Genomic DNA, 26,271 nt, shown 5'->3' on the forward strand with positions numbered 1-26,271 from the left:
TATTTTTTTATTTTCAATATAAATATTTAATATTTTAATTATCTCATATGTAAATTATTTTTTTAATTTATAATTTCAAATTTGATTTTTTCTATATTTCTTCATTCTTTTTTCGAACTTTTAATTTTATTTTTTCTTTTTGAATGTAATTATGATTTTTTTTATTCAAATTTGCATTTGATAATTATTAACTACTATTTTCAATATGACTTTTTATAAAATTTTATTTTCTAGTTAAGTTTTATTTCTATATAATCAATTCACTATCAATTCATATTTTTTGAAACTATAAAGTTCCAAAAATATAAGTATTTTAATTTATTATTTTTAATACTATAATTTTTATTTTTTCACTTAGATTTACACTTATATATATCTAATTAGCCTTTAAAATTCATAATACTTATTACAAAACTAAAACTGTATAAAAATAGAAACTCTTTCTATTTTCATACAGCTTATTTTTTTAAACTTCCATTATTATAGGTAATATCATAGGTCTTCTTTTAGTTTTTTCATAAAGATATCCTCTTAATACTTCTCTTATATTACCTTTTATAGTTGGCCATTCTTTAATTTTATTTTCTTCACATTCCTTTAACACCTGTTTAACCAGTTCTCTTGCTCCATCCATTAAATCTTCAGATTCTCTAACGTATACAAATCCTCTTGAGATTATATCTGGACCTGCTATAACTGTACATGTATCTTTTTCAATTGTAACAACTACTGTAAGTATTCCATCTTGTGATAGATGCTTTCTATCCCTTAAAACTATATTACCTACATCACCTACACCTAATCCATCTACAAATACCTGACCTGATGTAACAGATGACACTTTTCTTATAGAATCTCTTGAGAGTTCAATAACATCACCATTTTCTCCTAAGTATACATTTCTTTCAGGCATACCTAGTTTAACAGCAAGTTCACCATGTTGTTTTAAATGTCTGTATTCTCCATGAGCAGGTATAAAAAACTTAGGTTTAACTAATGTATGCATTAATTTCAGTTCTTCCTGACAAGCATGCCCTGATACATGAACATCAGCTAATGCCTCATATATAACATCTGCACCCTTTTTAAACAATTGATTTATAACTTTAGAAACTAGTTTTTCATTTCCAGGTATTGGTGTTGCTGATATTATGACAGTATCTCCTTCTTGTATGTTTACTTTTTTATGCTCTGATGCTGCCATTCTTGAAAGCGCTGACATAGGTTCTCCTTGGCTTCCAGTAGTAATTATAGCAACTTGGTTATCATTGTACTTAGATATAGCATCAACATTTATTAATGTTTCTTTATCAATTTTGATATATCCAAGTTCTATAGCTACTGCCATTATATTTTCCATACTTCTTCCTGAAACAGCTACTTTTCTTCCATACTTACTTGCAGCTTGAATTATTTGCTGTATTCTATGAATATTAGAAGCAAATGTAGCTACTATTATTCTTCCTTTAGCTGAAAAGAATATGTTTTCAAAGCTTTCTCCCACTGTACTTTCTGACATTGTATACCCTGGTCGTTCAACATTAGTACTATCAGCTAACATTACTGTTACACCTTTTTTACCAAGTTCTGCAAATCTTGCTAAATCTGCTACACAGCCATCTATTGGTGTGTAATCTATTTTAAAGTCTCCAGTATGAAGCACTACTCCTACTGGAGTGTGAATTGCTATAGCAACTGAATCAGCTATACTATGACTAGTTCTTATAAACTCTACTGATACATTATCAAGTTTAACTATATCTTTAGGTTTTATATATTTTAAATCAACTGTACTTAAAATACCATGTTCTTTAAGTTTTATTTGAACAATACCTAAAGTTAGTTTAGTTCCGTATACAGGTACATTTATTTGTTTTAATATATATGGTAATGCCCCTATATGATCCTCGTGACCATGCGTTAAAAATATGCCTTTAACCCTATCTTTATTTTTCAAAAGATAAGTGACATCCGGTATTACAACATCTATACCTAGCATGTCATCATCTGGAAACTTTAAACCGCAATCAACTATAACTATATCATTTTTATACTCAATAACAGTAAGATTTTTTCCAATCTCGTTAAAGCCTCCAAGAGGTATAATTTTTATCTTATCTTTCTCTTTTCGCACTTTCTCCCCTCCTTTTTCTTTATTTTTTTTCATATACACTTTTTTATTTTCATTTTCTGTTAAGTCTTTATTAGTCATATCTTTATTAGCTTTAATGTTATTTTTTGTAACTGTATCTTTTTTTACCTTTGGCAATGAGTTTTTAAACTGTTTTTTCTCTACTAAATTATCGTCAGTTTTTTTTCTATTGCTTATGTTTACATTATCAGTTTTAATTTTCCCTGCCTTTTCAGTCACATTTTCTTCTTTATCACTTATTTTGTTATACGTTCTATAAGGTTTTTTATATTTTTTAAACCCTCCATTAGAACCGACTCTATTTTTAACCTTATTATTCACTACCTTATCTTCATGAATCGCTTTATTCTGTACTACTTTATTTTCATCAGTAGTTTTATTATTCGGTATATTTTTATTCTCCATATATCTTTTCCTAACTAAATTAATAATTTCTAAAATATGAAAAATCTTAATTTGTCATTTATTCTTTATTACAGTCTTCACACAATCCATAAAATTTCAAACTATGATTTTCTATTTTAAACTTATATTTTTTTTCTATTACTTCTTCTATTTCGTCAAGTAAATCCCCTTGAACTTCAATAACTTTATTGCAATCATTGCATATTAAATGATGATGTTGATGATTATCATCACCTTGACAAAGCTCATATCTACTTCTACCATCATCTAAATCAAGCTTACAAACAACTCCCATTTCTTCTAGAAGTTGAACTGTTCTATAAACTGTTGCTAGTCCTATCTCTGGACAATCAATTCTTACTAAGTCATATAACTCCTCTGCAGTTAAATGACTACCTTCACTGTTTATTATGCCATTTAATATAGCCCTTCTTTGAGGAGTTAATTTATATCCTTTTTCTTTTAAAACCTCTTTTAAATCTTCAATTTTCTCATGAGACATACTCAAAATATTACATCCTCTCTAAAATAATTTATATTTCACAGATAGGTAAATCTTTCTAATATGATAATTTCAATGAATGAAAATTTCATTTAAGAAGCTAAACTATCTTAACTCCTCTACAACTAACAAAACTAGTACTTACCTTTATTCTACAAATTTAATATTAAAAGAAATCTTCATTATTACAAAGATATTAATTTTCAAATGATAATGCTCTTTTATTATTCTAACTCTAGTGCCTCATATGCTTCTGAAATTAAAGCTAATTCATCATCCTCTTCAACTGGCACTAGTACAAGTTCTCCGTCTTCACTTTCCTCTATTCTTAAGGCTACATCATATTCTTCATCAGATTCAACTGGTGTAACTATAACATACTCTTTATCCTCTATATCTAATTTTACAACAATTTCAAATTCTATTTCATTTCCGTTTTCGTCCATTAACATTATTGTTTCCATTTTATTTTCCATATTCATTCTCTCCTTTTTTATATACTATCTAGATATCCTTGTAATATGTAAGTAGCTGCAATTTTATCTACTAATTTTTTTCTTTTACTTCTTGATAAATCTGCTTCTAGCATAACTCTATGTGCTGCTACTGTTGTTAAACGTTCATCCCAAAATATTATTGGTTTATCTGTATGTTTTTTTAACTCTTCGCAAAATTGCTTCACTTTTTCACCTTGTTCTCCAACAGTACCATTCATATTTTTAGGAAGACCTGAAACAATTTTTTCAACACTATATTCATCACATATTTTCATTAACTCATTCATATCATATTCTAGCCCTTTTCTTTTAATTGTAGTTATTCCTTGGGCTGTAAAACCTAAGGGATCACTTATTGCAACTCCAATAGTTCTATCCCCTACATCTAATCCTAATATTCTCATCATTTTAGTCTCCTAATCATGTTTTAGATATAAAAATCTATAAAACACATATTTTTCTTTAAAATTAAACGTAAATTTCAAATTAACGTTTTAAAACTTATACTCTTTATATGTTAATAATAAATAAACTATTTTAAATAATTTTCCGCTCTAAACTTAACATATTGCCAAAACTATTTTAATTGTAAAATTAATCTTTAAAAGTATAGAAATTTCACACATCATATTTTCATTTGCAAATTAAACATATTTCTCATAAGGCAATATTTTTGCATATGTTTTTACTTCCCTAATATATTTAATATATATTAATAATTATATAAAATCAAATGCTCATATTTTTAAATATGTTTATATTATGATAAAATTTAAAATTTTTATTTACTTTTAATGCTTTAGTTTTACTCTTAAAATTATTTCTTTCAAAGCTTAAACACCTAAAATAATTGGGTACTTTCTTACCTTTTAAATTCAATACTTAATTTGGTATAAAAACATTTTAAAGTTATTGAATAGATCTTAATGTGAAATTGTTATCATACATATTCTCTAATAAAATTTCACTATAGGATTATACTTTAGGATTTTAAAAGCTCTATGAATTAAGTTTTTATTTTAATACTTACACACTATAATTATACTTCTCCATATTTAAGTTCAATTTATGCCTCTTTAAATCAAAATGCTTCAATTAAACAAAACAATATATTGTATTATTGATATTTATTAAAATTCTTTTATTTTCTATATAATAATGATTTTATGTATATTTTTAACTGGAACTTTTATTCCTATACAAATATAATTATAAATTGTGGTTTTATTAAAATTTTAAAATTCACTCTTTTTATAGCTATAATAAAAGATCTTAGCCATTTTTCATCTATATAATACATAATTTTAAGTGAAGTAAATTTAATTTTACTTTATTATATAAAATTAATTTATAAAAATAAATATGTATAATTAATTATTTAATAGTTATTAACTATTTCTCTAAAATATATGTTTTTTTAAATATTTTTTATACATTATAATTTTCACTATATACTAAGCTGTTTTTGGTAAGTTTCATATGATTTAATATGCAGAAAACCATAAACTTTATACGAGGTTTAGCTATATGTATTTTGCAAACCTAACCATATAGTATATCATTCTATTACTATATTAGTTTCATTAAAAAATTAAAATAAAAATGCCAATAAGGCATTTTTATTTTATATCTAGATAAGCTTTTAAAACTTCCTCTAATATATCGTCTCTCTCTAGTTTACTAACCAATGCTCTTGCTCCATTATAATTTGTAATATATGTTGGATCTCCTGAAATTAAATATCCTACTAGTTGATTAACAGGATTATAACCTTTTTCTTTTAAGGCATCATATACGTCAGTCAATATCATCTTAGTCATATCTTTCTTATCTCTTACTCCATCAAACTGAACTGTATTTTGGTTATCCATTATAATCGCCCTCTTTCTTATCCATATGGATTATAGAGAGTAGAACTTAAAAAGTTATACTCTCATAATTGTTATATATATTATAAATCATCGGAAGTAAAAAGTACACTATTTAACAGAACTTTCTATTACTGCCTTAGCTTTATTAATTGCCTCATCTAATTTTTCAGGTAGTTTTCCACCAGCTTGAGCCATATCTGGTCTTCCACCGCCGCCGCCACCAGCTACTGTAGCTGCTTCTTTTATTATTTTTCCACAATGAATTCCATTTGATGTTACATCTTTTGTTGCCATAGCTACAAATTGAACTTTATTATTTGATGCACTTCCAAGAACAACTACTCCACTTTGAAGTTTGTCTCTTAATTTGTCTGCAAGGCTTCTTAATCCATCTCCATCTATGTCTTTTACTGCAGCAACTAATGTTTTTACTCCATTACATTCTTCTACTAAACTTAATAATTCATCTTCTAATCCACTTGATAATTTATTTTTTAAACCTTGAACTTCCTTCTCTTTTTCTTTTATTTCTTGAAGTAATCCTTGAACTTTATTTAATAAATCTTTTTCTGTACACTTTAACATTGATGCAACATCTTTTAATAATTCATTTTTTTCTTCAACAAATTTTACAGATTCTTCACCAGTTGTTGCTTCTATTCTTCTGATTCCAGCTGCTACTCCATTTTCACTTAAAATTTTAAATAATCCTATTTCACCAGAATTTTTAACATGAGTTCCTCCACAAAGTTCCTTACTAAATTCATCTACAGAAACAACTCTTACATCTTCTGAATACTTATCATCAAATAATGCAACTGCACCACTTTGTTTTGCTTCTTCTATAGTCATAACATCAGTAGATACATTATAAACTTTCATTATTTCTTCATTCAATCTATTTTCAACTTTTTTAATCTCATCTGCCGTCATTGCTGAAAAATGTGTAAAGTCAAATCTCAGTCTACTATCATCAACATATGAACCACTTTGATTTACATGATCACCTAAAATCTCTTTTAAAGTCTCATGCAACATATGGGTTGCAGTATGGTTTTTACATATTTTATTTCTTCTTTCTTCATCTACTGAAAGCTTAACTTTATTTCCAACACTAATTTCACCTTCAATAACTTTTACAAAATGAAGTATTTTCCCAGAAATATTTTTCTTACAATCATAAACTATAGCTTTAAAGTTTTCACAAGTTATAGTACCTTTATCTCCAACTTGACCTCCCATTTCAGCATAGAATGGAGTTTCAGTTGTAACGATAACCCCTTTATCTCCCTTTTCAAGTGAAGATACAAACTCATTACCATTTATCAGTACTCTCACTTCTGACTCATCTATTAATTTATTATATCCAACAAAAGAAGTTTTTATATCTTTATCTATTTTATTTGTTATAATGTCTTCATTTCCCATATAATTTGAGTCGCCTCTAGCATTTCTTGCTCTCTCCCTTTGGCTTTGCATCTCTTTATTAAAACCATCTATATCTACTTTTAAGTCTTTCTCATCTAAGATCTCTTCTGTAAGTTCTATTGGGAACCCATAAGTATCATATAACTTAAATGCTTTTTCACCTTTTAAGATATTTTCATTATTTTTTTCTAATTCTTCTATATATGATTTTAATATATCCATACCAGAGTCTATAGTTTCACTAAATCTTTCTTCTTCTAGTTTAATTACTTTTTTAATATAATCAGCTTTTTTTTCTAACTCTTTGTATTCACCTTTAGAAGTTTTTATTACTACATCACAAAGTTCACTTAGGAATATATCTTTTATCCCTAACAATCTACCGTGTCTAGCTGCTCTTCTTAAAAGTCTTCTAAGTACATATCCTCTTCCTTCATTTGAAGGTAATATTCCGTCACTAATCATAAATGTTACACTTCTAACATGATCTGTTATTATTCTTATAGAAATATCTTCTTGTGCATTTTCTTTATATTTTCTATTTGACATTTCACAAACTCTATCTACTATAGCTTTCATAGTGTCAATTTCAAATATATTGTCAACACCTTGCATTATAGTAGCTATTCTCTCAAGTCCCATTCCTGTATCTATATTAGGATGATCTAATTTATTATAATTACCTTCTTCATCTTTATCAAATTGAGTAAATACCAAATTCCAAAACTCAATTATTCTATCATTATCTGATGCCATTACAAATTCTTCTGCATCTTTAACTTGTCCAAGCTCTGGATTTCTATCAAAATGTATTTCAGAAGATGGACCACAAGGACCTACTCCTATTTCCCAGAAGTTATCTGCACCTAATCTAAATATACGACTTGGATCAACATCTGTTTTTGAAGTCCATATTTCAAAAGCTTCGTCATCATTTAAATGTATTGTTACATATAACCTATCTTTTGGTATTTGTAAAACTTTTGTTATATACTCCCATGCCCATGGAATAACCTCTCCTTTAAAATAGTCTCCAAAAGAAAAGTTACCAAGCATCTCAAAAAATGTACCATGTCTTGAAGTTTTCCCTACATTTTCAATATCCCCTGTTCTTATACATTTTTGGCATGTTGTAACTCTAGTAGATGGCGGTGTTTGAATTCCAGTGAAATACGGCTTTAATGGAGCCATTCCTGCATTTATTAATAATAAGCTTTTATCACTTTTAGGTACTAATGGAAAACTTTCTAATCTTAAGTGTTCCTTACCTTCAAAAAAGCTTAAATAAGATTCTCTTATTTCATTTACGGTCATGTTTTTCATATCTTTTCCTCCTCAAATAATTTGTTTTTCTGTAAAAAAAATAGAACTTCTTTCCCTAAGAAGGGACGAAAGTTCCGCGTTACCACCCTTATTATATTGATGACAATTATTTTCATCTTCAATATCTCTTAATTAAATATAGCTCAAAGACAGCTTCAATATATCTCCCAAGAAGTTTTCACCAACCACTTCCTCTCTTAATGTCTTAATATATTTACTAATTCTTATCATTGCCATTATATTAAATTTTTATATTTTCATTATATTAAAAAAGCTTAATTTGTCAACTATTTTATAAAAGAAAAACTTATTTTTAATATTTATTATTCTATTTGTAACTTTTTATATTCTATATTATATGCCAAATTTATGAATTTTAAATTGCAATGCTTCATTTAAATCTACAAATCATAATATTAAAATAAATATGCCTCAATATCTTCATATATCACTTTAATTGTTACCCAAATAGGAATAACTATTATCATACCAATTATTCCCCCAATATTTCCACCTATCAAAAGTAATATAAGTATAGTTAATGGGTGAGCATTAACACTGTCCCCTATTATTTTAGGGCCTATTATATCACCTTCTATCTGTTGTATTATGGCTAATACAATAGAAACATATACTGCAGTTCTTATAGATGTCATACTAGATAATATAATTATTGGTACTGCACCTATAACAGGTCCGAAATATGGTATGATATTAAAAATTGCATTAATTACTGATAATAATACAGGAAATTTCACCTTTAAAAATGCTAATGAAAAAAATGTTAATACACCTATTATTCCACATAATTCAAATTGTGTTATTATATATCTTTCTAACACTTTATCAATATGAAGCAGTGTTTTTCTTAATGCTGGTCGTTCACTATTAGGTATAAACTTTAATAATCCACTTAAAATAAGGTTATCATCACATAAGAAAAAATAAATTACTGTAGGGACTATTAAAAATAGTAATATATTTTCACCTAATTGTATTATTTTTTCTACTGCACTATTTGCCAATTCATTAAAAAGCAGTTGAACCTTTTCATATACTACAGTCATAAAATTTGCTATATATTCATTATTTCCCATAGGTATTTTTAAATTTTTAAACTTATTTATATACTCTTCTATAGTTATTAATAATTCATTTAAATTTTCACTTTCGTTAAATATAGAAGGAATTAATATTGTAAAAATAATTATTATTCCTAATATGATACTTAAAATTACTACTAACGCACTTAACCTAGAATTCATTCCTTTTTTTATTAAAAACTTATAATATGGTCTTAAACTATATGAAATTATAAACGAAAGTAATACTACCATTATTAAATCTAAAAATATAGGAAACTTCTTTAATATGAAGTATATACCAAATAGTATAAAAATCATAAAGCTTACATTAATGATTTTATCTTTATTTATTTTTTTCAAATTCATCAACCTCTACTTTAATTTTATATACTGCAAAATTTCTTTATATTTTTTTTAGTACCGGGAACACATACTAGTTGAAATTTTTTATTTTCTCCTATGTAAAACATATTTTTTTCCCCTAAAATCATTTCCTTTGCAATAAATATATTTCTTTCTTTAAGTAAACTGGAAATATTTTTTGCAACTACTATGCCTTTTAGTTTAAACTCTTTTTCTTCAAAAATTATATCCTTAACTATTCCTATAACCTCTGAATTTTTATTTATAACATATATTTTTTTTATATCACTAAATTTTAAATATTTACCTTTGTTAATACTTTTTACAACCATATTTTTATTATGATAAATTATATCTTCTTTTAATACATTAAAATTTTTTCTTAATAATTTATAAGGGGTTACAGAAAAACCTAAAATCTGTTTTTTATGAAAATTTATAAGAATATCATTAATATACCCTAAGGTTTCTCCTTCTATATTAACTACATCCATGTAAATAAAGTCACTACTTTTATACAAAATCTCACCACCTCTTCTATATTGTTTCCATATTTTTTTAAAATATATTCTTTTAATAAATATAAAAAGAGCTATTGCTCCATCAACTGAACTTGTTCAGCTGGTTTTGCAATAACTCTTTTTAATATTCTAATACATTTCTAATATATTTTAAATTAATCCAGTTACCATTATAATAATTACTGTTATAGGAATCAAAACTACAACTATAGGTTTCCACCAACTTTGTACCCTAAACTTTCCTGCACCTGTATTACAATCATCCATATATCCTTTAAATGTCCACTTTAACGCAATATATAATGACATTAATAATGCACCTAATGGCATTAATATACTGCCTGAAACATAATCTGCTAAGTCAAAGAAATTTTTGCCTAATATTTTAATTCCTGACCATGGACCTTGTGATAATATACATGGAATAGAAAGAATAAATATGATTCCTAAGATAATCCAAACCGCTTTTTTTCTATCTACCTTAAAAACCTCCGAAGCTGTACAAGTTATAGCTTCTAAAAAACCTATACCTGATGTTATCCCTGCAATTATAACCAAGAAGAAAAACGCTGCTCCGAAAAATCTTCCTCCTGCCATTTTTGAAAATAAATTTGGCATAGTTATAAATGTCAAACCTGGCCCTTCTGTTGGAGATAGCCCAAATGAAAATATAGCTGGAAATATTACAAGTCCTGCAACTATTGCTATTAATGTATTTACAATTATTATTATAGTTGCATCACTTGGCAAGTTACTATTATTTTTATCTAAATAGCTTCCATATACAAAGGAACCTGCAAATCCTATTCCTATAGCGAAAAATGCCTGACTTAACGCTGCAAGTATTACTCCACCATCAATTTTAGAAAAGTCTGGTGTAAGATACCATTTAACACCTTCTATAGCACCTGGTAATGTTAAAGACTTTATTGCAAGTCCAATTAAAAGAACAAATAGTGCTGGCATTAAATACTTACAACAACTTTCAATACCATTTTTTAATCCTTTATTAACTATAATTCCAAGTATTATAATCATAATTACTGTATATATCATAACTTCTATAGGATTTGATGTAAAGGACGTATATATTGTCATTATTTCTTCAGCTGTAGTTCCTGAAAATTGTCCTGTTAACATTTTTATAAAATAAGCAAGCATCCAACCTATAAGCATTGTATAATATGACATTATTATTGTTGCTGCTGCTACACCAAGCCATCCTATTGCTACCCATATGCTTCCCTTTTTTTCTAATTTTCTCATACCACTTATTGGATTAAGTTGTGTTCTTCTACCAAGTCCCATTTCTGCTATAAATAATGGAATACCTATTATTGCTGATATTAAAATATAAACTAATAAAAATGCGCCCCCTCCGTTGACTCCAACCATATATGGGAACCTCCATACGGCTCCTAGACCTATGGCAAAACCTGCCGTGGCCATTATAAATCCAAACCTACTTCCCCAATTTTCTCTCTTCTTATCCATAAATAACCCCACCTCTTTACTAAAATAATATGACTATAAAGATTTAAGATGTATATAATAAAACAATTTTTATATTTTATATTCTTATATACTATATAATTAAAGCAATTATCATGCCAAATATACTGGTCTTTATATAAAAGATCATAATTTGCTTTTAACACCTATATGTCTTTAAAACTTTATAAAAAATAATGCTTATTCTCTTTACACTCTTTTTTTTGCCTGTTTACTAAATCTATCATCAATTAATGCTATATATAATAAAAGCATAAAAAAATAGAGCATTTATAAAACAATGCTCTATTTTATATTATGGAAAAAAATTTCCTAATCACTATGAAATTTTTTTCCCAATTGAAAATTTATTACCTAATTTGAAAATCATTTATTTTATTACTTAGTTGCCTTCTACTTATTTCTAGTCTTCGTGCCGCTTCTGAAATATTTTCATTGCATTGTACTAAAACCTTATCTATATATTCACTTTCGAATTCTCTTCGTATTTCTCTCAATGGTCTTATTTCATCTACGTCATCATCGTATATATTAGATATGTTTTGATTTGGTAAATACTTAGAAGTAATCATTCCATTTTCCGCCAAAACAACTAATCTTCTTATAATATTTTTCATTTCTCTTAAATTTCCTGGATATTCATAAGTCATTAAAAACTTTTTAGCGTCATCATCTATATATTCTATTTTTTTGTTAAATTCTATTTCACATTGATTTAAGAAAAAATTTATTAACATCTCTTTATCTTCAACTCTATTTCTTAAAGGTGGTATTTCTATCACTATACTACTTATTCTATAAAAAAAGTCTTCTCTAAATGTTCCTTTTTTTATTTCATCATATAAATTCTTATTCGTTGCACAAATTAATCTAAAATCAACTTCTATTTCTTTATTACTGCCAATTCTTTGTATAGTCTTATTTTCTAAAACCCTTAAAAGCTTTACCTGAACATCTAAGGATGTATCTCCTATTTCATCTAAAAACAAAGTTCCATTATTAGCAAGTTCAAATCTTCCTACTCTTTTTTCTATAGCTCCTGTAAAAGCTCCTTTTTCATGTCCAAATAATTCTGATTCTAAAAGCGTATCAGAAAATGCACAGCAATTTACTGCTACAAAATTTTCTTCTTTTCTATCACTATATTGATGTATATAATTCGCAAAAACGTCTTTTCCTACTCCTGATTCTCCTAAAATCAATATATTTATATTACTTTCTGCTGCTTTCTTAGCTATATCTATTGCTTGACTAAATTCTTTATTATTAGTCTTTAAGACAAATTCACTACTTTTATCAAAAGCACACCTTAACTCCACCATTTCTTCTACCTTTTTTATTTCATCTATAAGAACTTCTGGTGAATCTCCTTTAATAAAATATGAAAATGCTCCCTTTTTCATAGCCTCTACTGCATTTTGTATGCTGCCGTATCCTGTAACTAATATAACTTCTATATTACTACTTATTTCTTTTATTCTAGTTAATAATTCTATGCCATCCATTCCATCCATTATTAAATCTGATAGTACTAAGTTAAATCTAAACTTTTTTATTTTTTCAATAGCTTCTTTTCCACTAGAAGCAGTTTCTACATTATAACCTTTCTTTTCTATTATTTTTTTTAATATAGTCGTATATTCCTTTTCATCATCAACCAATAAAATATCCATCTTATAACTCATTTTCCCATTCCTCCAATAAAGAAAAATTTAAGTAAAAAGAAGTTTCTTTCCCAAATACACTCTCTACTCTTATATTCCCTCCACATTTTTCAACTTCATTGTAAGTTATATATAATCCCAAGCCTGTACCTTTACCTATTGGCTTACTTGTATAAAAAGGGTTAAATATTTTAGTCAGTTTTTCCTCTTTAATACCACAACCATTATCATAAATTTTAAAATATAATATATTATTTTTTACCATAGCCGTTATAATGATTTTACCATTTCGCTCTACACTTCTTATAGCATCTATACTATTTGAAATTAAATTTAAAAATATATGATTTAATGATTCTTTGTATAACTTAAAACTTAAATTTTCATCACATTCTACTATAACCTCTATTTCTTCCTTTTCTAAAGATTTATTTTCTAATAATAAAATATTATCAATAAATTCTTTTATATTAGTCATTTTTAATTCTTCATTAGATATTCGTGCAAAATTCAATAGATTTCCAATAATTTTTGTTGCTCTACCTATATTATTTTCAATTGATAAAACATACTCTTTATTCTCATTATAAGTATTAGTTCTATCTTTTAATAAGTAGCAATAATTTCTTATTATGCCCAATGGATTTCTTATTTCATGGGCAATTCCTGCTGCTAACTCTCCTATTGCTGCCATTTTATTAGTTTGAATCATATCTTTCTCTATAATTTTTTCTTTTGTTATATCTTTTATAACAATAACAATTTTCTGTAAAATTTCGCTATTATCTTTAAATGGAAATGTATTTACTCTTAAAGTTCTTTCATTTATTATATATTCCTTTCTGAGTTCAAAATTTTCACTAAAAGTCTCTTCTATAATCTCACTAAATATGCTTACTTTAAACCTTCTAAAATACCCATCCTTTTTTAAAAATTCATAAAATGCATTATTAGCATGAGTTATTGAATAATCTTTTGTTACCACAATTACCATATCAGTTATACTATCTAGAGTATTGTTTAAAGTATTCTTACTTTCCATTAATTCTTTAGTGCTTGATTTCACCTTTTCTTTTAATAGATTGGTCCATATATATATAATGTAAGTTAATATTAATAAAATAAAAATGGCTACTAAGGTTATGCCAGTTAATCTACTATTTTTACTTTCTCCAATAAGTCTTAAATCATCTTTATACCATTTCTCTTTTATGCTACTAAAGGTTTCTTTTTTTCTTAATGAAAATATGCCCTTATTTAATATATTAATTAATTTTTTTTCCCCTCTTGGTACTGCTATAACAATAGGCTTTTCATATACACTTTCTTCTAAAGTTTCATAATTCCTATTTAAACCTTTACTTTCCATATAATACTTTATAACTGGCTCATCACCTATAGCCACATCAGCTTTCCCTTCCTGTACTAAATCTAAAGCTTCACTAACATCTTCTGTTAAAATAAATTTCCCATCTTGCAAATTTTCTTTTAAAAATTCTAGTGAATAATCTCCTTTTGGAACTGCTATTTTATATGGTTTTAAATTTTTATAATTTTTTATATTTGTGTATTTTTTAGGTTTTACTATATTTCCTTTTATAATATATATGGGATCTGAAAAGAGAAAGTAATCACTTCTATCATCAGATGGTATAATTCCATAACAATCTATTTGTTTAGTTAATATGTTATCTAAAGATTTTTTCCATCTATCATCAATTCTAAAATCAACTTCTTGACCTATTTCTATGGATAACGCATTCATAAAATCAACTAATATTCCTTTGTATTGTCCATTATAACTTTTAAATGCAAGCGGCGGAGCATTTTGATCTGATGCATAAATTATTTTTCCATGATTATTTAACCACCTATGCTCTTCTGCTGATATATCTTGGGATTTTTTAATATAAGTAATTAAATCAACATTATAAATATAAAATATATATATATTAAAAAGTAAAATGGCGATAATTATTGAAAAGATGCCCCCTCTTATTAACATTATTCTTTTTTTCATTCAATCCCCAACCTTATATAGATTTAAATTTTCATTAACAAACTGAATATTCTAACTTTTTTGAATAAATTTTTCATCCCCTATCTATATAAAAATAAAATCCATGGATATCCCATGAATTTTATCTTTTATCTTCTTCCCATCTATCTTCCCATTTAGGTAGATTATTGCGTTCTCTATAATCATTAATAGCTTTGTGTATAGTTTGCTCTGCAAGCACAGAGCAATGAATTTTTTCTGATGGTAAACCATCTAATGCTTCTATAACTGATTTATTAGTAAGACTCCAAGCATCTTCTAAAGTTTTACCTTTTATTAGTTCTGTTGCTATGCTAGATGATGCAATAGCTGAACCACATCCAAAAGTCATAAATTTAACTTTTTCTATTATATTATTTTCTACTTTTATATAAATCTTCATTATATCTCCACAGTTAGCATCACCAGCTTCACCAATTCCATCAGCATCTGGCATCGTTCCTACATTTCTTGGAGAATAAAAATGTTCTAAAACTTTATCACTATAATCCATAAAATCATCTCCTGTAAATACCCTGTATGTTTATAAAATGGCATTTAAACTACTACCATCTTCAAGTGAAAATCGTTCATGATAAGAAAAAAATATATATGTTTACATAAATTAAATATTAATATTTAATTTATTATATTATTAATTATAACATTAAAAACAATCTAATTGGTAAAATTTTTAGAAAATATACTTTGCTTTATCTTTACATATTTTAATAGTATTGTGTTCTTTATTTATTATTTGGAACTATTTTACTATCACGGATATGTACATTATCTTTTATAACCACTATATATTTTTCCTTAATTTAATATTTCATTCATTTTTTGTCCTTTAGATTTTACTTATAATTATGATATAATAAAAAACCTCCATTTTCATGAAGGCTTTTATATGCTTATAGTACTGTTTCTATTACACCGCCACCAACAACATAATTTCCATCATAAAATACTACTGATTGACCTTTTGTTATTGCTCTTTGGTTTTCTTCAAATACTAATTTTACTTTATTAACTCCAACTTGACTTAATTTTGCTTTAGCCGGTTTTGCTGAATATCTAACCTTAGCTGTAACTTCAATTTCCCCATCAATTTCATCAAATGGTATTAAATTAACATCTTTAGCTATCAACGTATTTCTAAATATATCTTGTTCATCGCCTAATACTACTTGATTTTTTTCTGGAATAATATCAATTACAAAAACTGGTTTTCCAAGTGCTATACCTAGTCCTTTTCTTTGACCTATAGTATAGTAAACTATTCCTTTGTGATCACCTAAAACTTTACCGCTTTTATCCACAAATTTTCCTGGTTTTACTTTTCTACCACTTTTCTTTTCTATATAATTTCCATGGTTATTGTCTGGTATAAAACATATTTCTTGAGAATCTTTTTTTCTAAACACTTCAAGTCCAATTTTCTCTGCAATTTCTCTTATCTCAGTCTTAGCATATTGTCCACAAGGCATTAAAGTATGCTCTAATTGTTCTTGTGTTAGATTATATAATGCATAAGTTTGATCTTTCCTATCATCTTCAGATTTTCTTAAAAGATATCTTCCATCCTTTTTCTCTATAGATGCATAATGACCTGTAGCAACATAATCTGCCCCTATAGATATAGCTTTTCTTAAAAGCTCCTCAAATTTTATATGTTTATTACACATTATACATGGATTAGGAGTTCTCCCATTAAAATACTCATCTACGAAATTGTCTATTACATAGTTCTTAAATGGTTGCTTAAAGTTCATAACATAAAAAGGAATATCTAATTTATCTGCAACCCTTCTAGCATCCAACACTGCTGAAAGCGAACAGCATCCACCTTCATTTTCTGCGTAATCTGGATCATCTGGTGATAATTTCATCATTATTCCTATAACGTCGTACCCCTGCTCTTTTAATAAATATGCTGCAACTGAGCTATCTACGCCTCCACTCATTCCTATGACAACTTTTTTTTTCATTATATATTCACCTATTCTCCATGAACCACATCATGTAATGCATCATGATCTGTCTCTTTAAAATCCCATGGCTGTAAACCTTGTTTAACTCTATAATCATTTATTGCTTTGTGAATTGCTTCTTCTGCAAGTACTGAACAGTGCATTTTTATAGGTGGAAGTCCATCTAATGCTTCCGCTACAGCTTTGTTAGAAAGCTCCCATGCTTCGTCTACTGATTTTCCTTTTATAAGTTCCGTAGCCATACTTGATGAAGCTATTGCAGATCCACAACCAAAAGTTTTGAATTTTGCATCAACAACTATATTATCTTCTATTTTAAGATAAACTCTCATTATATCTCCACATTTAGCGTTTCCAACTTCTCCTACGCCACTAGCATTTTCTATTTCTCCTACATTTCTTGGATTGGTAAAATGATCCATTACTTTTTCGCTGTATATCATTATTTTTCATCTCCTTTTATAAACTCATCGTATAATGGTGACATATCTCTTAATCTTTGCACTATTGTTGGAACTTTTTCTAAAACGTAATCTACATCTTCTTCTGTTGTTCCATCACCTATGCTTAATCTTAATGAACCATGTGCTATTTCATGTGGAAGTCCTATAGCTAATAATACATGAGATGGATCTAATGATCCTGATGTACAAGCACTACCACTTGATGCACATATTCCCATAGCGTCAAGCATTAAAAGTATAGATTCTCCTTCTATGAATTTAAAGCAAACATTAACATTTCCTGGCAACCTTTTTTCTCCAGTTGGTCCATTTAATTTTGTATAAGGTATTTTAAGCAAACCATTTATTAATTTATCTCTTAATTCAACTAATCTTCTATTATGTGCATCTAGATTATCACTAGCAAGTTCTATTGCTTTTCCAAGTCCTACTATTCCTGCTACATTTTCTGTTCCTGCACGTCTTGCTTTTTCTTGTCCACCGCCATGTACTAGATTGTGAATTTTTATTCCTTTTCTTATATATAGTGCCCCTACACCTTTAGGTCCATATATTTTATGTCCTGCTAATGATAGCATATCTATATTCATATCTTTAACATCAATAGCTACATTTCCTACAGCTTGCACCGCATCTGTGTGGAAAAATACTTTCTTTTCCTTACATATAGAACCTATTTCTTTTATTGGTTGAATAGTTCCTATCTCATTGTTTCCAAACATAATACTTACTAATATAGTTTTATCAGTTATTGCATTTTCTAAATCTTCAAGGCTTATTATACCTTCTTCATTTACATCTAAATATGTAATTTCAAATCCATGATATTTTTCTAAATACTCACAAGTGTGTAGTATTGCATGATGTTCTATTTTAGTAGTTATTATGTGGTTTCCTTTTTCTTTATGCGCAAAAGCTATTCCTTTTAAAGCCCAGTTATCCGCTTCTGATCCGCCACCTGTAAAGTATATTTCACTTCTATCTGCATTAAGTGCTTTAGCAACTCTATCTCTTGCTATATCTATTGCTTTTTTTGTTTCTCTTGATATAGAGTATATTGAAGATGGATTCCCAAAATATTGATTAAAATAAGGAATCATTTCTTCTAAAACTTCTGGTTTAGTGTAAGTAGTAGCTGCATAATCCATATAAACAACTTTTTTATTCATTTTGAACTGTCACTCCTTTAATAGTTAAAATATTTTTATAATCGTCTACTATATCCTGAAGAGTTATAGATGTTGTAACACTATCTATACTTTCTTTTATTTTTTTCCACACTATTCTTGTTGCACAACAATCAATATTGTCACAACAATCACTATCTAAGCAGGTTGATATTTCTATTGGGCCTTCTAAAACCTCTAATATATCATAAATTGTTATTTTTTCTGGAGATTTAGCTAAAACATATCCTCCAGCTGCACCCCTTATACTTTTTATAAGTCCTGATTTTCTTAGTGTAGAAAAAAGCTGTTCTAAATAATATTCTGAAATATTTTGTCTTTGAGAAATAACTTTTATAGAAACAGGATTTTTTCCGTAATTAATAGCTAAGTCAACCATAGCCTTAACTCCGTAACGTCCTTTTGTTGATAATTTCATTTTATCACTCCTTAATGTTGAGTGTTTTACTACACTTTGATAATACCAAATCAGAGTAATACTGTCAACAATAATTTTATCATATTTTCTATAAAAATTTTAAATATTTATAGTTAATTTGTTAGTATTTTTAATAATTAATTAGTCCATAGTTATATTTTACAAAATATAAACTTTAATTTTTTAAAAATAAATTAACTTTTTATTTATGTTCTACCAATATTCATATCATTTATATGTACCATTTACAAAAAAGTTTAATATTATATCTATATAGGTAGTACCTTTTAAACTACCTAATTTTGGAGGTGTTTTATGAGTAATAACTATAGCCCTTACAGAGATTTAGTAGTTGGTGTTAACTCAAATATACCTCTATTGAATGGCAAATTAGTGAAATATGTAAATTTCGATAATGCAGCAACTACGCCACCTCTAAAAAGGGTAATAAATGATATAATTACCTTTTGTCCTCAATATTCATCAATACACCGTGGAAATGGTTATAAATCTCAACTTTCCACTATATTGTATGAAGAAAATCGACGAGCTATAGGAAATTTTTTTAACTATGACGAAGAATATATGGATGTAATTTTTGTAAAAAATTGCACAGAATCTATAAACAAATTAGCCTATATTTTAATGGATTATAAACCTGAAAAAGATGTTATACTATCATCTGTAATGGAACATCATTCTAACGATTTGCCTTGGCGTAAATGGTATAATATAGACTATATTAATATAGATACTAATGGAAATTTATTAATAGATGATTTAGAAAAAAAATTGAATTTATATGAAGGTAGGGTTAAACTTGTTACAGTAACTGGAGCTTCAAATGTAACTGGGCATAAAACACCAATTTATGAAATAGCACAGCTTGCTCATAGCTATGATGCAAAAATTTTAGTTGATTGTGCACAATTAGCTCCACACGCACCTATAGATTTAAAACCATTTTATGATTTAAACCATATAGATTTCATTGCATTTTCCGGTCATAAATTCTATGCTCCATTTGGATGTGGTGCACTTTTAGGACCTAAAGATATATTTGCAAACTGTAATCCAGATCACGTTGGTGGTGGGACTATAGATTTTGTTATGCATGACTATATTAAATGGGCTGATTCTCCAGATAGGCATGAGGCTGGAACACCAAATGTAATAGGAGCATTAGCTATGGTTTCTGCAGTAGATGAATTTTCTAAATTAGGCATGAAGAACATTGAAAGTTATGAAAAACATTTAACAAAATATGCTACTGTAAATATGATTTCTATACCTAATTTGATTATTTATGGAGATTATTTGAATTTTAATAATAAAGTTAGTATAATCCCTTTTAATATAGAAGGAGTTCATCATAATATAGTTGCTAAAGCTCTTTCTTTAGAATTTGGAATTGCAGTAAGAAGTGGCTGTTTTTGTGCCCAACCTTATATGCAAAGACTTTTGCATATTTCTCCAGAACAAAGCAGAAGTTTTATTCCCTTACCTAAAGAAACCTATCCTGGAACTCTTCGTGTAAGTTTTGGAATGTATAATACTATAGAAGAAATAAATGTTTTATTATATGCACTTGAAAAAATTGCTTTAAATAGATCTTATTATATATCTAAATACTCAAATATAGATAGCTCTATATTAATTAAATAATTATGAAAAGGACTGTTTTAAATTATTAATTTAAAACAGTCTATTAAAAAAATTAAATTTCCAATTTTTAATAGTGATTTTTTTAATGGATAATATATAATTTTAATTGTAGTGGATAAAATAAATATTAATTAGTATTTTAATTTAACATTTAAAATACACAAGTATACTTAAGAAATTAAAGAGGTAATTTATATGAATATTATTGCACATTTGACAATTGGTCATAAAATCCAACCTATATTAGAAGAACGACTTGATATTATTATTAAACCTGTTTCATTTTTATATGGTAATATACGACCGGATGTTAAAAAAAAGAATATGAAATATCATGTGAACCATCACTGTGTAACACATCTTAATACTTTAATTAATAATATATATTCTAATATAGACAATGACATAACTTATAGTAATTTTATGATAGAACTAGGTAGTATTTGCCACTTTATATGTGATTATTTTTGTTATCCTCACAATGAGCACTACGACGGAAATCGTCCAGACCATCATATATATGAACAAAACCAAGTGTTTTTTATAAACAAAAATATAAATAGCATTTTAAATAACTTAATATTAGAACCCTATGAATTATTTAATTGTCCAAAGGACATTTTAACTGAAATATTTTCACTTCATGATAAATATTTAAATGATAATACATTAAGTAATCATGAAAAAGATGTAACATACGCTTTACGGGCATGTCTTTTAACTACAGAAAGTTTATTTAGAGTGTATTTGGCTCACTGTAGACAAAAAAAAATGTTATTTAAAAATGCATAAAAGAAGCTATGAAACTTTAATATCCATTAAAATTTCATAGCTTCTTAATATTACGTACCATCTATAAAAATTTAAATAATATTTTTATTCTAAACTTGCTCTTAAAAGTACTGATGCAAGCTCACTATCTTCTCTTGATAAAACCCCAGCAAGTGCCATTATATAAAATTTATCCAACAAAATTATAGCATCTTCTTTAGGATACATAGTTAAATCATTTCCAATATATTTTATCATATTTAATGATTTTTTCCCCTCAGGCAACCTAGTAAGAGCCCCTCCAGTTCCAATTATATACTTAACCTTTGATAAATCCTTCCCATAAGCTAAAAAATTTTTTCCACTACCATAGGACCTCTTTATTACACCAATATGTCTTTTAATTGCTAACTCAACAGCTTTTTTACATAGGACACTACTCCATTTCTTTTCCTCATCTGACTCCGGTATAGGTTTTATGTTATTTAGTATCTGCACATCTGTTAATCCCTTTTTTTCATCTTTATTCAAATTTGAAATTAAATTTTGACTATTTATATAAACACCTAAATCGCCTTCTACAGTCCTTTTAGCCTTTGGCTCTGGTATCACTAACATATCTAATATTTCTTTAGATCCTTCTGTTACTGAATGAACATCTGTCGTTGCTCCACCTACGTCTATAACAACTAAATCACCTATATTTTCATACAAAAGTTTTGTAGCCTCCATTACAGCCCCTGGTGTTGTCATTATTGCACCATCTACCATTTTTCTTATCTGTTCCATGCCTGGTGCCTTAACAATATTTTTTTCAAATGCTTTCTGTATAATTTTTCTTGCAGGTTCTACATTAATTTCGTCTACCCTAGGATAAACATTATCTATTATATATAACTCATCGCCTTCAAATATTTCCTTTACTTCTTCTACATTTGCTATATTTCCACAATATACTATAGGTATATTTAAATTTTCATTTTTTATTATTTCTGAATTACATAGTGCTGTATCCCTTTCACCATAATCTGTTCCACCTGCGATCATAATAAGATTTGGACTAATTTCCTTTATTTTTTTTAAATCGCTTTTTCTTAGTTTTCCAGCTGTAACCATTTTTATTATTCCACCTGCGCCTAAAGCTGCTTCTCTAGCAGCTTTCACTGTCATATCTTCCACAAGACCATGGACTGTTATTTTCAATCCTCCAGCAGCACTACTTGTTGCTAACATTTTTTTATATTTAATACTTTCTCCTATAGCATTTTCTATATCTTTAATCGCATTTTTAAGTCCTATAGTTACATCTCCATCAAGCACTGTTGTAAACGCCTTACCTTGTCCCACAATTTCACAACCATTAGTAAAACTTAGTGCTGTAACTAATGTTGTAGTGCTACCTATTTCGGCTACCAAGTAATCTACCTTCATTATTTTCACCTCCTTATTATTTTTAATTTCCCTTATGCTTTATTATAGGGTTCTAAGTTGAATTTTTGATTTATTAACTCTTACCTAAGATATTTTTTAATAATATATAGAACTTTAAGTTAGTTATGATTTTTAATTATGACTTAGAAACTCTTATAAAGTTTTTTAATATTTTTATCACCGAAACCCAAGGAAAGGTTTCGTCACTGCCTCAACAGGACGTCGATTCAGCCCTTTAGTCCTAAAAATTTGAAAAAGATTATTAGAGTTTCTTGAAATAACTAACTGAATAACAGTTTAAAGTTTTATTTACCATTTTTAAACAATAAATTTCTTACATAAGCTAAACATTAATCCCTAGAACCCTAAATTAATACACTTAATTATTCTTCATTTTTTCATAAGAGTTTCAATTATAAATGATGCTACATCATTACCATGAGTTCCTCTTCCAAATCCACCATCCATACCATTTGCTACAGCTATTTCATTAGTTACTTGTGTCCCTCCTGAAACTAATATAAATTTATCCCTAACACCTTTTTCCACACAAAGATCATGTATTTTTTTCATATTCTTAGTGTGTACATCATTATGAGTTATTATTGTACTAGCTACTATAGCCTGAGCTTTCGTTTCTATGGCAGCATCTATTAATTTTTCTACTGGACAAGATGTTCCTAAATAAACACATTCTATTCCATATCTTTCTATGCCACCATGTTTTATATCTATAATTTCTCTTAACCCAACAGAATGCTCGTCTTCGCCTACAGTAGCAGCAACTATCTTTATAGGATTTTCTTTAACATATTCTCTCATGAAATCGTCACTTAAAAGTTCTTTTTTTTCTGGAACTTTCAATTCATCTTTTTTAACTGCAAAATTCACTCTACCTTTAATTTCTACTAAAGTTCCCTCTGCATCTTGCATGATTTGTTTGTGAATAACTTCAACATCTGTTAAGTTCATATTTTTACCCATTTCAATAGCCGCTGCTTCTGCAGTACGTTCTTCTTCAGGTATAAAAATAGTAGCGGATACATACCCATCTTTTTTCCATTCTACCTCTGGAATTATAGTTCCATCCTCCTTAACTTTTTCCATTCTTCTATAAACATTATCCTCTTCGTCTAACTCATCAATATATTGTATTTTTTCATGTTTACATAAGGTACATCCATCTATAGGATCACAAGGTTTATTGTATTTTTGGGGTATATTATTATAACCAAAATGACCACAAACCGGAGCAAAATAGTCTTCATCTCTTTCTACTACTGTACCAACTCCTATACCACCATCTATCTTTCTTGAAATTCCATCACTGTTTCTTGCTGGATATTCTCCTGAGTCAACAAAAAATCCTTTTTCTACTGCTTCAAAATATCCTCCATTTTGTAATATTTCTTCTAAAAAAAGCACTGCTCTTTCTTTGAGTTCTCTAACTTTTTCTCCTAAATAACCATCTTTTTTAAGCTCAACTAAATCCATCAATCCGTCCATACCTATTAATGCTTGTTTTGCAGTATTAACAGCATGTATATTATTATAATGCCAAGGTACATTTCTACCTTCATCAGGTGTTATAGTACTTTGAATATCAACTGATGTAAGCTTTGAAATCAAAAGATTTAATGTATGAGTTACCGTAGCTTCCCTAGTGCATGAATCCATGTATTTTGTATTCATTTGAGCTCTCATTTTATAATTTCTAAACAATTCTCTAAGTGCTACTGCGTAAGGCAAATCATATCTTAAACAAGGAGCTGGAGGTGCTGTTGGTGGTACTGTTGAAAGAGCTATATTTTCGCTTTTCATTCCTATAAGTTCAGAAAATTTTGAATTTATAGCATGCTGTACCATAAGCTCTGGCATTACATTATAACCTTTCATAGCTGTTGCATTAGCATTATGTGCTCCATCTATTTGAAGTGTACCAGCCCATGCCATAAGTTTTTTTGCAACTGCAGCATCTACAAAGGAACGTACCATATTTATATTTCTATACAATACATTGTATTGTGGATCTTGGTGTGCACCATTTACTCCTTCCTCCGCAAACATAACTGCAATATCTGGTCCTGCTACACCTGAAACATATGAGTGAAAATTAATAGGTCTTCCTACTTCTTCTTCTATTAAATCTAGAGCTTTTCTTGTAGCTCTAACTTCCTTTCTTGTAATAGGAACTCCGCCAATACCTTCTGGTGTTCCTTCTATCAATCCATCATAATGACTTTGTCCTGCTGTTCTTATAACCATTATATGATCCGCACCATGCCAAGCAGCCATTCTCATCCTTCTTATATCATCTTCAAATCTTCCAGAAGCTATTTCTGATGTAATTATAGGTATAGGTTGAGGATCTATATTATTAAAACTTCTAGATGATGGAAGACTTCTACTATTCTCTAAAGGTTTGCTAATCTCCTTATAAGTAAATTCCCCAATAGGTTCTTCATATTCTTCTCTCCAATGCCAACCTCTTCTCTTAGGCGTATATTTATCTAAATCTTTTAATATTTCTTCCACATTGATTTTTTTATCCTTTTCTAACAATTTGTATCCCCCCTAAACATTTCAATAGCTTCATTCCAACCATTACCCTCCGCCAAAATTCTTCCTGCTTGCATATACCCTATACCTTTTTTATCTGCATATTTTAAAACTACATTTCCAATGCCTTTTTGTAATAAATTTAATTTATTACCTTCTGCTACTATTTTTCCAGCTTCTATACTAGAAAATCCCATTCTTAAAAGAACAGATCTTTCAATTGATGGTGAGGTATTTTTGTATGATAAATCTACTAGTGGTTTTACTATTTCTTCTGTTAAACTCCAAAATTTTTCGTAAAGTTCTTCATCACTTAAATTTTGTAAATGCTTTCTTCTTACTTGAAAATCATCTTCTCTTTTCATTGTCCATCCCCCCATTTTATAAAAATTAAATTCAATCATTATCTTAAATTAAAAAT

The 26,271-nt window shown here is 27.8% G+C and carries 21 protein-coding genes and 1 other annotated feature; of the genes, 2 read left to right on the forward strand and 19 right to left on the reverse strand.

What is annotated here, in order from left to right; translation table 11 throughout:
- Positions 1–466: 466 nt before the first annotated feature.
- The 16 genes from KQI36_RS03060 to KQI36_RS03135 all read right to left on the reverse strand — a co-directional run bounded on the left by KQI36_RS03060 (position 467) and on the right by KQI36_RS03135 (position 19,424).
- Complete coding sequence (locus tag KQI36_RS03060; protein WP_026022215.1) at positions 467–2,167, reverse strand: ribonuclease J; 1,701 nt, start codon at positions 2,165–2,167, stop codon at positions 467–469.
- 448 nt (positions 2,168–2,615) lie between these two features.
- Entirely contained in the window at positions 2,616–3,059 is a 444-nt protein-coding gene (locus KQI36_RS03065) for a Fur family transcriptional regulator (protein ID WP_010292901.1), read from the reverse strand.
- A gap of 224 nt (positions 3,060–3,283) precedes the next feature.
- Complete coding sequence (locus KQI36_RS03070; protein WP_010292902.1) at positions 3,284–3,535, reverse strand: DUF1292 domain-containing protein; 252 nt, start codon at positions 3,533–3,535, stop codon at positions 3,284–3,286.
- A gap of 17 nt (positions 3,536–3,552) precedes the next feature.
- Positions 3,553–3,960, reverse strand: coding sequence for a Holliday junction resolvase RuvX (gene ruvX / locus KQI36_RS03075; RefSeq protein ID WP_010292903.1), 408 nt, complete (start codon positions 3,958–3,960; stop codon positions 3,553–3,555).
- Between the two features lie 1,215 nt (positions 3,961–5,175).
- On the reverse strand, positions 5,176–5,427 hold the full coding sequence (locus KQI36_RS03080) for an IreB family regulatory phosphoprotein (protein WP_010292904.1): 252 nt from the start codon (positions 5,425–5,427) through the stop codon (positions 5,176–5,178).
- A gap of 108 nt (positions 5,428–5,535) precedes the next feature.
- Positions 5,536–8,178 (reverse strand): alanine--tRNA ligase, encoded by a 2,643-nt coding sequence (gene alaS, locus KQI36_RS03085; protein WP_216449565.1) that lies wholly within the window; start codon positions 8,176–8,178, stop codon positions 5,536–5,538.
- A gap of 58 nt (positions 8,179–8,236) precedes the next feature.
- Positions 8,237–8,418, reverse strand: a binding site (T-box leader).
- A gap of 176 nt (positions 8,419–8,594) precedes the next feature.
- Positions 8,595–9,629, reverse strand: a complete 1,035-nt coding sequence (locus KQI36_RS03090; RefSeq protein WP_425321718.1) for an AI-2E family transporter — start codon at positions 9,627–9,629, stop codon at positions 8,595–8,597.
- Positions 9,630–9,646: 17 nt separating this feature from the next.
- A complete protein-coding gene (locus KQI36_RS03095; protein WP_216449566.1) occupies positions 9,647–10,147 on the reverse strand; it encodes a PRC-barrel domain-containing protein in 501 nt (166 codons plus the stop codon).
- 150 nt (positions 10,148–10,297) lie between these two features.
- Positions 10,298–11,641: a sodium-dependent transporter gene (locus tag KQI36_RS03100; protein ID WP_216449567.1), complete on the reverse strand. Its 1,344-nt coding sequence runs from the start codon at positions 11,639–11,641 to the stop codon at positions 10,298–10,300.
- Between the two features lie 368 nt (positions 11,642–12,009).
- Positions 12,010–13,344: a sigma-54-dependent transcriptional regulator gene (locus KQI36_RS03105; RefSeq protein WP_244991460.1), complete on the reverse strand. Its 1,335-nt coding sequence runs from the start codon at positions 13,342–13,344 to the stop codon at positions 12,010–12,012.
- Positions 13,334–15,343: an ATP-binding protein gene (locus KQI36_RS03110; protein ID WP_216449568.1), complete on the reverse strand. Its 2,010-nt coding sequence runs from the start codon at positions 15,341–15,343 to the stop codon at positions 13,334–13,336. The genes KQI36_RS03105 and KQI36_RS03110 overlap by 11 nt, the downstream gene beginning before the upstream one ends.
- A 121-nt stretch (positions 15,344–15,464) precedes the next feature.
- Positions 15,465–15,875: a Fe-S cluster assembly scaffold protein NifU gene (nifU, locus tag KQI36_RS03115; protein WP_216449569.1), complete on the reverse strand. Its 411-nt coding sequence runs from the start codon at positions 15,873–15,875 to the stop codon at positions 15,465–15,467.
- A 400-nt stretch (positions 15,876–16,275) separates the two neighbouring features.
- On the reverse strand, positions 16,276–17,352 hold the full coding sequence (gene mnmA, locus KQI36_RS03120) for a tRNA 2-thiouridine(34) synthase MnmA (protein ID WP_216449570.1): 1,077 nt from the start codon (positions 17,350–17,352) through the stop codon (positions 16,276–16,278).
- A gap of 11 nt (positions 17,353–17,363) precedes the next feature.
- Positions 17,364–17,798, reverse strand: coding sequence for a Fe-S cluster assembly scaffold protein NifU (gene nifU / locus KQI36_RS03125; protein ID WP_010292915.1), 435 nt, complete (start codon positions 17,796–17,798; stop codon positions 17,364–17,366).
- Complete coding sequence (gene nifS, locus KQI36_RS03130; RefSeq protein WP_216449571.1) at positions 17,798–18,988, reverse strand: cysteine desulfurase NifS; 1,191 nt, start codon at positions 18,986–18,988, stop codon at positions 17,798–17,800. The genes nifU (KQI36_RS03125) and nifS overlap by 1 nt, the downstream gene beginning before the upstream one ends.
- Positions 18,981–19,424, reverse strand: a complete 444-nt coding sequence (locus KQI36_RS03135; protein WP_010292918.1) for an RrF2 family transcriptional regulator — start codon at positions 19,422–19,424, stop codon at positions 18,981–18,983. Before KQI36_RS03135 ends, nifS begins: the two co-directional genes overlap by 8 nt.
- Before the next feature lie 315 nt (positions 19,425–19,739).
- Between KQI36_RS03135 and KQI36_RS03140 the strand changes: the two genes are divergently transcribed.
- On the forward strand, positions 19,740–21,089 hold the full coding sequence (locus KQI36_RS03140; protein ID WP_216449572.1) for an aminotransferase class V-fold PLP-dependent enzyme: 1,350 nt from the start codon (positions 19,740–19,742) through the stop codon (positions 21,087–21,089).
- A 195-nt stretch (positions 21,090–21,284) separates the two neighbouring features.
- Positions 21,285–21,881 carry a zinc dependent phospholipase C family protein gene (locus tag KQI36_RS03145; RefSeq protein WP_216449573.1) on the forward strand — a complete coding sequence of 199 codons (597 nt, stop codon included), beginning with the start codon at positions 21,285–21,287 and terminating at the stop codon, positions 21,879–21,881.
- 84 nt (positions 21,882–21,965) lie between these two features.
- Here the strand turns inward: KQI36_RS03145 and KQI36_RS03150 are convergent, their stop codons facing one another.
- From KQI36_RS03150 to KQI36_RS03160, 3 genes are all read right to left on the reverse strand, one after another.
- Positions 21,966–23,291: a GlmL-related ornithine degradation protein gene (locus tag KQI36_RS03150; protein WP_216449574.1), complete on the reverse strand. Its 1,326-nt coding sequence runs from the start codon at positions 23,289–23,291 to the stop codon at positions 21,966–21,968.
- A gap of 390 nt (positions 23,292–23,681) precedes the next feature.
- Positions 23,682–25,853, reverse strand: a complete 2,172-nt coding sequence (gene oraE / locus KQI36_RS03155; RefSeq protein WP_216449575.1) for a D-ornithine 4,5-aminomutase subunit OraE — start codon at positions 25,851–25,853, stop codon at positions 23,682–23,684.
- Positions 25,847–26,215: an ornithine aminomutase subunit alpha gene (locus KQI36_RS03160; RefSeq protein WP_010292924.1), complete on the reverse strand. Its 369-nt coding sequence runs from the start codon at positions 26,213–26,215 to the stop codon at positions 25,847–25,849. Before KQI36_RS03160 ends, oraE begins: the two co-directional genes overlap by 7 nt.
- Positions 26,216–26,271: the final 56 nt, after the last annotated feature.

The organism is Clostridium senegalense (assembly GCF_018916625.1).
GTDB classification, from domain to species: Bacteria; Bacillota; Clostridia; order Clostridiales; family Clostridiaceae; genus Clostridium_J; species Clostridium_J senegalense.

Coding starts and splice junctions, on each gene's coding strand:
- KQI36_RS03060 (WP_026022215.1), bottom strand. CDS start 2,167: ATGAAAAAAAATAAAGAAAAAGGAGGGGAGAAAGTGCGAAAAGAGAAA.
- KQI36_RS03065 (WP_010292901.1), bottom strand. CDS start 3,059: ATGTCTCATGAGAAAATTGAAGATTTAAAAGAGGTTTTAAAAGAAAAA.
- KQI36_RS03070 (WP_010292902.1), bottom strand. CDS start 3,535: ATGGAAAATAAAATGGAAACAATAATGTTAATGGACGAAAACGGAAAT.
- ruvX (WP_010292903.1), bottom strand. CDS start 3,960: ATGAGAATATTAGGATTAGATGTAGGGGATAGAACTATTGGAGTTGCA.
- KQI36_RS03080 (WP_010292904.1), bottom strand. CDS start 5,427: ATGGATAACCAAAATACAGTTCAGTTTGATGGAGTAAGAGATAAGAAA.
- alaS (WP_216449565.1), bottom strand. CDS start 8,178: ATGAAAAACATGACCGTAAATGAAATAAGAGAATCTTATTTAAGCTTT.
- KQI36_RS03090 (WP_425321718.1), bottom strand. CDS start 9,629: ATGAATTTGAAAAAAATAAATAAAGATAAAATCATTAATGTAAGCTTT.
- KQI36_RS03100 (WP_216449567.1), bottom strand. CDS start 11,641: ATGGATAAGAAGAGAGAAAATTGGGGAAGTAGGTTTGGATTTATAATG.
- KQI36_RS03105 (WP_244991460.1), bottom strand. CDS start 13,344: ATGAGTTATAAGATGGATATTTTATTGGTTGATGATGAAAAGGAATAT.
- KQI36_RS03110 (WP_216449568.1), bottom strand. CDS start 15,343: ATGAAAAAAAGAATAATGTTAATAAGAGGGGGCATCTTTTCAATAATT.
- nifU (WP_216449569.1), bottom strand. CDS start 15,875: ATGGATTATAGTGATAAAGTTTTAGAACATTTTTATTCTCCAAGAAAT.
- mnmA (WP_216449570.1), bottom strand. CDS start 17,352: ATGAAAAAAAAAGTTGTCATAGGAATGAGTGGAGGCGTAGATAGCTCA.
- nifU (WP_010292915.1), bottom strand. CDS start 17,798: ATGATATACAGCGAAAAAGTAATGGATCATTTTACCAATCCAAGAAAT.
- nifS (WP_216449571.1), bottom strand. CDS start 18,988: ATGAATAAAAAAGTTGTTTATATGGATTATGCAGCTACTACTTACACT.
- KQI36_RS03135 (WP_010292918.1), bottom strand. CDS start 19,424: ATGAAATTATCAACAAAAGGACGTTACGGAGTTAAGGCTATGGTTGAC.
- KQI36_RS03140 (WP_216449572.1), top strand. CDS start 19,740: ATGAGTAATAACTATAGCCCTTACAGAGATTTAGTAGTTGGTGTTAAC.
- KQI36_RS03145 (WP_216449573.1), top strand. CDS start 21,285: ATGAATATTATTGCACATTTGACAATTGGTCATAAAATCCAACCTATA.
- KQI36_RS03150 (WP_216449574.1), bottom strand. CDS start 23,291: ATGAAGGTAGATTACTTGGTAGCCGAAATAGGTAGCACTACAACATTA.
- KQI36_RS03160 (WP_010292924.1), bottom strand. CDS start 26,215: ATGAAAAGAGAAGATGATTTTCAAGTAAGAAGAAAGCATTTACAAAAT.